Origin of the sequence: Gordonia sp. CPCC 205515, from assembly GCF_048537925.1 — a bacterium.
In the GTDB taxonomy this organism is placed as follows: domain Bacteria; phylum Actinomycetota; class Actinomycetes; order Mycobacteriales; family Mycobacteriaceae; genus Gordonia.
This window is the reverse complement of sequence record NZ_JBCLVJ010000008.1, coordinates 183,300-191,763: the sequence shown is the minus strand read 5'-3', so window position 1 is coordinate 191,763 and position 8,464 is coordinate 183,300. Positions and strand designations below refer to the sequence as shown.

Sequence of the window (8,464 nt, the reverse complement as noted above, 5' to 3'; positions counted from 1 at the left end):
GGGCCGGGTCTCAGCCGGCGAGTAGCTGTCGCAGCTTCTTCCGGCTGACCTTGCCGACGCCGGTCTCCGGGAATCCGTCGACGACCTTGACCAGGTCGGGCAGCTTCCACTCGGCCAAGCCCGCCTCACGGACGAACTTGCGGATCGTCGCGACGTTCGGCGGTTCGTCGGGATTGGCGGGAATCACGTAGGCACAGGTGCGTTCGCCGAGATACTCATCGGACACCCCCACCACGATCGCGTCCCGCACCGCCGGATGGGTGAGGAGCTGCTCCTCGATCTGCTCGGCCGACACCTTCTCACCGCCCCGGTTGACTCGATCGCCGCCGCGGCCGCGGACGATGAAGTTGCCCTCGGCCGTCAGTTCCACGATGTCACCGGTGCGGTACCAACCGTCGGGCGCGAACGACGACGGACTCGCGTCCTGCCAGTAGCTGCGAATGGTGTACGGCCCCTGGGTTTCCAGGAAACCCGGACCCGAGGTGACGGGTTCGCCGTCCTCGTCGACGAGGCGCACCTGGTCGTCGTCGGACATCGGGCGGCCCTGCGTCGTGGTGACGGCGTCGATCGGGTCGTCGAGGCGTGTGTAGCAGACCAGTCCTTCGGCCATGCCGAACACCTGTTGGAGCGTGACGCCGAGTGCCGGGCCGAAGCGGCGGGCGAGTTCGTCGGGGCAGCGAGCGCCGCCGACTTGGATCGTCTCCAGCGACGAGATGTCGTGCTCGGTTCCGCGTTCGGCGGTTTCGGTCCACAACCGGGCCAACGGGGGAACCAGGCCGGTCATCGTGACGCGTTCGCGCTGCACGAGTTCCCATGCCACAGACGGCTGCGGCGAGGCGGTCAGAGCGACCACACCGCCGGCGTAGAGCGTACCCAGGATACCCGGTGAACTCATCGGAAAGTTATGCGACACCGGCAAAGTCGCCATGAAGACGGTGTCGGCGCTGACGCCGCACACGTCGTTGCTGCGCCGCACGCTGTACAGGTAGTCGTCGTGGGTGCGCGGGATGAGCTTCGGGATGCCGGTGCTGCCGCCGGACAGTTGCAGGAACGCCAGCTCACCCGGATCGGCGCGACCGTGGTCGACCGGTTCCGTGAACAGCGTCTCGAGGTCATCGCAGTCGATGATGTGCGATACCGAATCCACCTGTGCCGCAACCGTGTCGGCCAAGGCGCGATAGTCGAATCCGCCGTCGGTGCGCGGCGCGATGATCGCCACCACTCCCGCTGATTGCGCGATTCCGACGAGTTCGGTCTCCCGGTGCGCGGGTAGGGCGAACACCGGGATCGCGCGCGCCCGGAAGACCGCGAACACCGTCTCGACGTAGGCGACCCGATTCGGGATCTGCAGCAGCACCCGATCGTCGGGCCGGATGCCGAGTGCCGCGAGGCCGGCGGCGAGTCGGTCGACCCGCTCATGCAGCTCGGCGTAGGTCAGGCGGCGGTCGATGTCGACGACGGCGGTGCGTCCCGCGACCTCGGGATCCGCGGCACGCTCACGCAGCACGTCGTCAAAGGTCTGCCCTTGCCACAGCCCTGCGGAGCGGTAGTGATCGACAAGTTCCGGGGGCCATGGTGCAACCTTCACGCAGGTGAGGCTACCCTAACGCTATGGCCATACCTGCTATCGCCCCGTACGAGATCCCGACCGGCCCGTTTCCTCAGCGCGTCAACTGGACGCTGTCCCCGCATCGCACCGCGCTGCTCATCCACGACATGCAGAAGTACTTCATCGACGCCTACGACGTCGACGCGCAACCGATGGCCACCGCCCTACCGAACATGGCGCGGATCCGCGAGGCCTGCGAAGCCGCCGACATCCCGGTCGTCTACACCGTGCAGCCCGGCGACCAGCATCCCTCACGACGCGGCATCCTCGCCGACTTCTGGGGTAAGGGCCTTGATTGCGGTCGCGACGAAGAGGTCGTCGACGCGCTCGCCCCGCGCGACGGTGACATCACCGTCACCAAGTGGCGGTACTCCGGCTTTCAGCGCACGGATTTGCGGCAGCTGCTCGGCCACCACGGCCGCGATCAGCTCATCGTTGTCGGCGTGTACGCGCACATGGGCTGCATGATCAGTGCCACCGAAGCCTTCATGAGCGACGTCGCGCCCTTCTTCGTCGTCGACGCGATGAGCGACTTCAGCCGCGACGAGCACGAGATGGCTGCCACCTACGTCGGCAAGCGCGCCGGCCGCGTCATGACCACGGCCGACGTGATCACCGCCCTCGAGGCCGGCCGCATCGACGTGGCCGACGACGTGCACGCCTCCGCCGTGGCCCGCTGACCAGTGAGTGAGATCGCCGGCATCACTGGCCGGACCACCGTGGTCACCGGGGCGGCCGGAGGCATCGGACGCGCGGTCGTCGACGCCCTGCACCGTGCGGGAGCGGCCGTCGATCCCTGGGATGTGACCGATGCCCCGGGCATCCGCACCGTCGACGTCGCCGATCGGGACGCGGTGGTGAATGCCTGGCGCGCAACCGAAGAGACCCACGGACCCGTCGATCTGCTGATCAACGCGGCCGGCGTGCTGAGCGACGACTGGGACCTCTGCATGTGCGTCAACGCCGGCGGCGTCCGCAACATGCTCGACGTCGCGGGCCCCGCGATGGCTGCACGGAAACGGGGATCGATCGTGGTGATCTCCAGCAATGCCGGGGCCATCCCCCGCACCGCGCTGGCCGCCTACGCCGCGTCGAAGGCCGCCGCCACCTCGTACGCCCGCAGCGTCGGGCTCGCGGTCGCACCCGCAGGCGTCCGGATCAACGTTGTGTCGCCGGGGTCGACCGACACCGACATGCTGCGCGGCATGTGGACCTCACCCGACGACGATCGGGCGGCCGTCCTGGCCGGCGATCCGGACCAGTTTCGGTTGGGTATTCCGCTCGGCCGCATCGCGGATCCTGCGGATATCGCCGAATCGGTGCTGTTTCTCGCGTCGGACGCCGCTCGGCACGTGACATTGCACGACATGCGCGTCGACGGTGGCGCCACCCTGGATATGTGAGAACCATGACGATGATTGGAGATGCTGTGCGAAAGAATCGCCGGATCGGTCTACCCTTTGTGGCCGCGGTGCTTGCCCTGATGGTCGCCTTGGTGGCGGGGTGCTCGGCACCCGACGACGACGCGTCGTCGAGCAGCGACGCCGAGTACGCCCCGGTGACGATCAGCCACCAGTATGGTGAGACGACGATCCCGAAGCGCCCCACCCGGGTGGTGACGATGTCCAGCGACTGGACCGACACCCTTGCGGCACTGAATGTTCCGATCACCGCGGAGTTCGTCCAGCAGGGCTACGCGGGTCCCAACAATCACTTCGAATGGACGCCGCAGCACGACTCGGAGGTCGTTGTCGTCGGGGCATCGGAGGTCCCGAAGGTCGATGACATCGCCCGATTCAACCCCGACGTCATCCTGGCCGGCTACGTCCCGGATCAGCAGTACTACGACCAACTCTCGAAGTTGGCGCCGACCATCCCGGTCATGAAACAAGGCGCCACGGTCGACACGTGGGAAGACGTCGCGACCACGACCGGCAAGATCTTCGGCAAGCAGGACGAGGCACAGGCGTTGGTGGACAAGACCAATACCCAGATCGCCGACTTCCAGAAGGCACACCCCAACGCCATGGGCAAGACCTTCACCTTTGCCCAGTTCCGCGGAGCTTCCGGCTTCGGTGCCGTCACCACGACGAATGATTCGTCGGCAGGACTGCTCGCCCAACTCGGCTTCACCCTGAACCCGAAGCTGGCCGCCGAATACAAAGAAGGTGGCCCGACCCGCACCGTCATCTCCCCGGAGCGCATCGACCTGATCGACTCCGACCTGATCGTCGCGTGGACGCTCACCGACCGCAGTGCGATCGAACAGGTGCCCGGCTGGTCGAATCTGAAGGCGGTCAAGAACGACACCGTCGCCTACATCACCAACGACAACGCCGCCGCGTTCAGCGTCCCGAGCGCACCGTCCGTCGGCTATGTGATCAACCTGCTCAACCCAATCGCCGCACGACTCTGACGGCCGCGTAGGTTGCCTGCCGGACCGCCCATGGTCCGGCAGGCAGCCCGCGTGCCTGCCTGCTTGTTCACACTGTGGAGTTGTCAAAGATCGTGCGCGGTCCCGATCGTCGTCGGGTGCGCGAAATGTGCTGAGTCGCTCCGCTGGTTGAGCCGTCCCGAGCCGCCAGGCGAGGGGCGTGTCGAAACCTCCCGTCATTGGTGGGCTTCTACTCATCGCTGACTGAGCGGCCCCTGCGAAGGAGTGGCGTGTCGAAGTCCTCATGCGGCACTCCGGTCGTCGAGGACCATGGTGCGCCTGTTGTAGGCGGTAATAGGTTGTCGGCGTGGATCTCTCGACGCCGGCGGGATCAACCAGGGGTGCCCGTCAGCACCCATGATGATGTCCCAACCCAGGTGGTGGACGTCGGCGTGACATGACGGACACAGCAGGCACCCATTCTCCAGGTCCGTCGGACCTCCCTCCAGTTGCAGGGCGGCGGTGGCCGCGGTGACCGGCCCGTTGGATTGCAGATACGACATCGTGGGGTCGGCGGCAGGCATCATCACGTTCACGTGATTGTTCGGGCGCGTCAGGAACGGGCTGGTAGTGGCCGCGGCGGCATCCACGATCTGGTCGAGCGCGTCGCTCTGGAGGCGCGCCGTGCTGCGGGCGTCCTCCGAGCCGTCGGGTTCGGGCCGTTTCTTCGACAGTGAACTGATGGCGGCCATCAGTTTCTCCCCGGTCACGATGTCGAGGTCGCCGCGGATGCGGATCCGCCCGTCGACCTTGATGAGGGTGAGTTCGTTGAGGGTGTGGTCCTCGGCCGCCGGCAGTCCACCGGTCTCGGTGGCGTACTCGTTGCCCATTGCGCGGGCTTTGTCGGTGATCTCGGTGGGCGTCGCGCCGGAGGCGGCTTGGGCGATCAACGCCGATCCCACCTCTCGTTTCTCCTCGTCGCACAGTCCATCGAGCGCACGGCGCTCCATGTGACCCAAGTCCGGCGACGATAGCGTCGAGGTGCTCGATCGGGAACACTCCGTCTTCGGCGTAGCCGGGCAGTAGTTGCATGGCCGGCAGTCCGCGCCCAATCCGTAGGACTCGGTCGGCCACCGCCGGTGCCAAGCCCATCTCGATGAGCAAGGGTTTGATCTTGCCGCCGGACTGGGCGGCCACCCCGAGGCGGTCCATCTCGGCGGCGCACACGCACAGCAGGTGTCCGAGGGTGTTGGACAGGTCGATGATCGTGCGGGTGGTGTCGAAGGCCAGGCATAGGGTCATCCCGGTGACGGTCAGGTCCCGGGCGGTAGCGAGCAGGTCGACGGGAGTGGGAGCGGTGGTGGAGGGCATACCCCAATTCTACTCGCACACACGTTCGAGTCAATAGTTTTGATCCACGCAAACAGACTGTGCACCAGCATTTTTCGCGTGTCGGATACATCGAAATCCGCCAGTATAGCGCGCACCTCCGACAAGTTCGGACGGCTCAGAAAGGCTCATCGTGCCCGGTCAAGATTGTCGGTGGCAGGAGATATGGTGCGTGCGGGTCAAGGAGGAAGGCCTGACAGAGAGATAGTCCAGCGCAGCACATTCCTCGCGCATCCGATGAAAGTCGGGACCGCGCAAGCTCTTTGAGAACCTAATAGTGCGACGACGATACCGGTACAACGAGACCGGGGCTGAAGGCCCGGCCCGCGCGGGTGGGGGCCGGCAGCCCCGCGGGGCGGCCCGCCCGGCGGGGGGGGGTCACCCCGCCAGCCCCGGGGGTCAGTTGCGGCAGTCGGTCAGGACCGCGGCCAGCCCAAGGTGTCCGACCAAGTGAGAGCATTCGTCTCGGACCAGGCCCCCAGTCCGTGACCGGCCTGGGTGAACTCACGGAAGTCGATGTTGGCCCCGGCGCGGCGGGTCTGCTCGACCCACTGCGCGGTCAACGGCGCCCATGCCACCACGTCCACTCCACCCTGCTGGACGAGCAGCGGGGCACGGAATCCGGTGGTGGGCACACGCGTGACTTCGCGCAACGCCGGGATCAGCGGACCCTGGTTGAGTGGCCGTGCGATGAGCTGACCAACAGTCATGCCCTTGGTCGCCCGTCCCTGGTTCGGGTAGCAGAGCGTCTTGGCGTTGGCGATCACGGTGCGGCCCAACGGAGTGAGATAGGAGTCGACGTCGACGTCGGGTCGCGCCACCTTCAGTCCGGCCAGCACGTACGAGAAATAGGTGACGTAGTCCGGCACGGCGACCGGCGGGAAGCCCGGGGCCAACATCTGGAAGTAGTCGGCGATGCCCACTGGGGGCGAGTTGACCACGGACCCGACATTGCGGAGTTCTGGTGCGTACGAGGGTGCCAGGTGCGAGGCCCAGATGGACGCGTGACCACCCTGGGAGGCTCCGGAGGTGAGGTATCCGGTCGACACCTGGCCCCCCTGCTGGGCGATCAACTGTCGTGAGGCACGGACCATGTCGATGACGTTCTTACCGGCGACCTCGCCGTCGAGGTAGGCGTGCTCACCCGGGCCGCCGATGCCGGCGTACTCGGTCGCCGCGATGACGTACCCGTCGCGCAGCCAGGGACCGAGCCAATCGTCGTATCGGCCCTGATGCCCCATCCGGTCGGTGACCGTGCACTGGTCGCCGAGTCCGGCGGTGCCGTGCGCGTAGCCCAAGACCCGCCAGCCGCCCGGACGGTTGGACTTCGCGGGAATCATGACCGTTCCGCGGACCGGTACCAGCGCACCCGCGCTGTTCGGTGATAGATAGGTGATCGAGTAGACCCGCTGGGCACCGCCCACTTTCGCGTCGGGCCGAGCGGTGATGTCGGTCGCGCTGAGTAGCTGTCCGGCGCGTTGCGGCGCGGCGTCGACGTGCGGCGCCGCCACCAGCCCGACAATGCCCAGGACCACTGCGGCGAAGATCGCCGTCAACCCTGCGATTCTCATGCGACTGCTGCCTGCACCTTCTTGTCCTCGGAGAAGCACATGTCCCGCAAGACGTTGTGATAGGCGTTCCACCCGAAGTTCAGCGGCGCGTAGAACAGACCGAACGGACGCGGCAAGTACGGCGCGACGGTCGGGATGGTCATGACGAGGGCATTCGTGTAGATCACCTGCGTCACGTAGATGCTGAAGTACATGGTGTAGTACGCCGCGGTCATCGTCTTGGTGACCGGCAGATCCCACAGGCGCACCATCTTGCCCATGTTCTGGCCGGTGTTGATGTTGTGGATCAGGCCGATGATGATGTCGAGCGGCGCGCCTGCGGTGCCGATCGAGATGTCACCGATCGGGATGTCGGGCGCCAGGTAGCCGCCGAGCAACGAGATGAGCGACTCGATCTGGTTGTAATCGGCCGGGTCGGCGGGGATCAGGTTGACCGGCACCCAGGTGTTACGCATCCGGTTCTCCACGTCCTTGGAGATACCGGTGATGGCCGCCTTGGTCGCCGGGTCTTTATTGGTGTCACGCAGGTAGTTGGTGGTGCGGTCGATGATGCGCGACATCGGCGCATCGCCGATCGGCTTGCATCCCTTACGGTCGGCGAGATCGACCTGCCCGGCCATCTCGTTGATCCATTGCGGCACCGAGCCGGCGAACCGCAGATCCTTCACCGGCTTACCGGCGCGGTCCTTCTCCTCTTTGGTCATCGACACCAGGCAGGAGTTGACCAGGGCGCTCGAGATGCTGCGGTAGAGGTAACCCGCGCCGTACATGGCGATGTAGAAGGGCGCAGTGATGAGGAACTTCACCGTGATCGGGCCCCAGATCTGAGCGATGCCGGGGACCGCACTCAGAGCGACGGTGAGCGGGATGATGACCGTGACGTGGATCAGCAGCCACACCGTCTCCACGGCCTGGGCAAGCGTGAGGTTCTCCACCGGGATGGCCTGGAACTGCTTGCCGTGCCGGATGTTCAGCAACTGCGACACGACGTACTGCGAGATCGGGTCGCGGTACTTCATGATCGGGTCGTTCTGCGCGGCACCCATCTGCTTCGGATGGTTGGAGACCAGCATGTTGGAGATGCGCAGCCGGTCCATGTCCCGATGGGTCTGGGCCTTGATCTTGGCCTTGTCGCGCTGGATGTTCGGCGGGAGATAGCCGACCACCGAATCGAAGATCGCGTCGTAGATCTTGCCCATCGTGGCGAAGTCCGAGCCGACACATTCCTTCGACGACGGCGACGTCGTGTTGGGTTGCGTGGTCGACGGCGCCGCGTTCGCGCTCGCGCCGATCGAACCGTGATTATCGACAAGCCCCACGCAGATGACGAAAGCCATCGCAATGATCGTTAGACGGCGCAGCAACGTCCAACCTCTCTGACCCACACTCCCCAAACCCGCCGTGGAGTCCCCCGGAATCCGACGACGAGGACCACCACGATTTAGGTGATCCTAAGTAAGGTAACAGGCGGATCACAGACGGCCAACACCGGCGACACGATCCATCGGAAGCCTGCGGCGT

Annotated in this window: 7 protein-coding genes; 3 read left to right on the top strand and 4 right to left on the bottom strand. The window is 65.8% G+C overall.

From position 1 onward, the window contains the following. Nucleotides 1-10: 10 nt before the first annotated feature. Complete coding sequence (locus AAFP30_RS12925) at nt 11-1,588, bottom strand: (2,3-dihydroxybenzoyl)adenylate synthase (RefSeq protein WP_419230324.1); 1,578 nt, start codon at nt 1,586-1,588, stop codon at nt 11-13. 23 nt (nt 1,589-1,611) lie between these two features. Here AAFP30_RS12925 and AAFP30_RS12920 point away from each other — a divergent pair, with 23 nt between their 5' ends. Genes AAFP30_RS12920 through AAFP30_RS12910 form a run of 3 tightly spaced genes read left to right on the top strand, consistent with a single transcriptional unit; the run spans nt 1,612 to nt 4,025 of the window. Next, nucleotides 1,612-2,289, top strand: coding sequence for an isochorismatase family protein (locus AAFP30_RS12920; RefSeq protein WP_419230323.1), 678 nt, complete (start codon nt 1,612-1,614; stop codon nt 2,287-2,289). A gap of 3 nt (nt 2,290-2,292) precedes the next feature. Next, nucleotides 2,293-3,012, top strand: coding sequence for an SDR family oxidoreductase (locus tag AAFP30_RS12915; protein WP_419230322.1), 720 nt, complete (start codon nt 2,293-2,295; stop codon nt 3,010-3,012). Nucleotides 3,013-3,038: 26 nt separating this feature from the next. Beyond that, a complete protein-coding gene (locus tag AAFP30_RS12910) occupies nt 3,039-4,025 on the top strand; it encodes an ABC transporter substrate-binding protein (protein WP_419230321.1) in 987 nt (328 codons plus the stop codon). A 260-nt stretch (nt 4,026-4,285) separates the two neighbouring features. On the opposite strand, the gene AAFP30_RS12905 is transcribed toward AAFP30_RS12910, so the two are convergent. The 3 genes from AAFP30_RS12905 to AAFP30_RS12895 all read right to left on the bottom strand — a co-directional run bounded on the left by AAFP30_RS12905 (nt 4,286) and on the right by AAFP30_RS12895 (nt 8,280). After that, nucleotides 4,286-5,002, bottom strand: a complete 717-nt coding sequence (locus tag AAFP30_RS12905) for a hypothetical protein (RefSeq protein ID WP_419230320.1) — start codon at nt 5,000-5,002, stop codon at nt 4,286-4,288. A gap of 786 nt (nt 5,003-5,788) precedes the next feature. Beyond that, entirely contained in the window at nt 5,789-6,943 is a 1,155-nt protein-coding gene (locus tag AAFP30_RS12900) for a lipase family protein (protein WP_419230319.1), read from the bottom strand. Beyond that, nucleotides 6,940-8,280, bottom strand: a complete 1,341-nt coding sequence (locus AAFP30_RS12895) for a hypothetical protein (protein ID WP_419230318.1) — start codon at nt 8,278-8,280, stop codon at nt 6,940-6,942. Before AAFP30_RS12895 ends, AAFP30_RS12900 begins: the two co-directional genes overlap by 4 nt. Nucleotides 8,281-8,464: the final 184 nt, after the last annotated feature.

Excerpts from the sequence above, each read along its gene's own strand:
- AAFP30_RS12920 (WP_419230323.1), top strand. The coding sequence starts at position 1,612 with ATGGCCATACCTGCTATCGCCCCGTACGAGATCCCGACCGGCCCGTTT.
- AAFP30_RS12900 (WP_419230319.1), bottom strand. The coding sequence starts at position 6,943 with ATGAGAATCGCAGGGTTGACGGCGATCTTCGCCGCAGTGGTCCTGGGC.
- AAFP30_RS12895 (WP_419230318.1), bottom strand. The coding sequence starts at position 8,280 with ATGGCTTTCGTCATCTGCGTGGGGCTTGTCGATAATCACGGTTCGATC.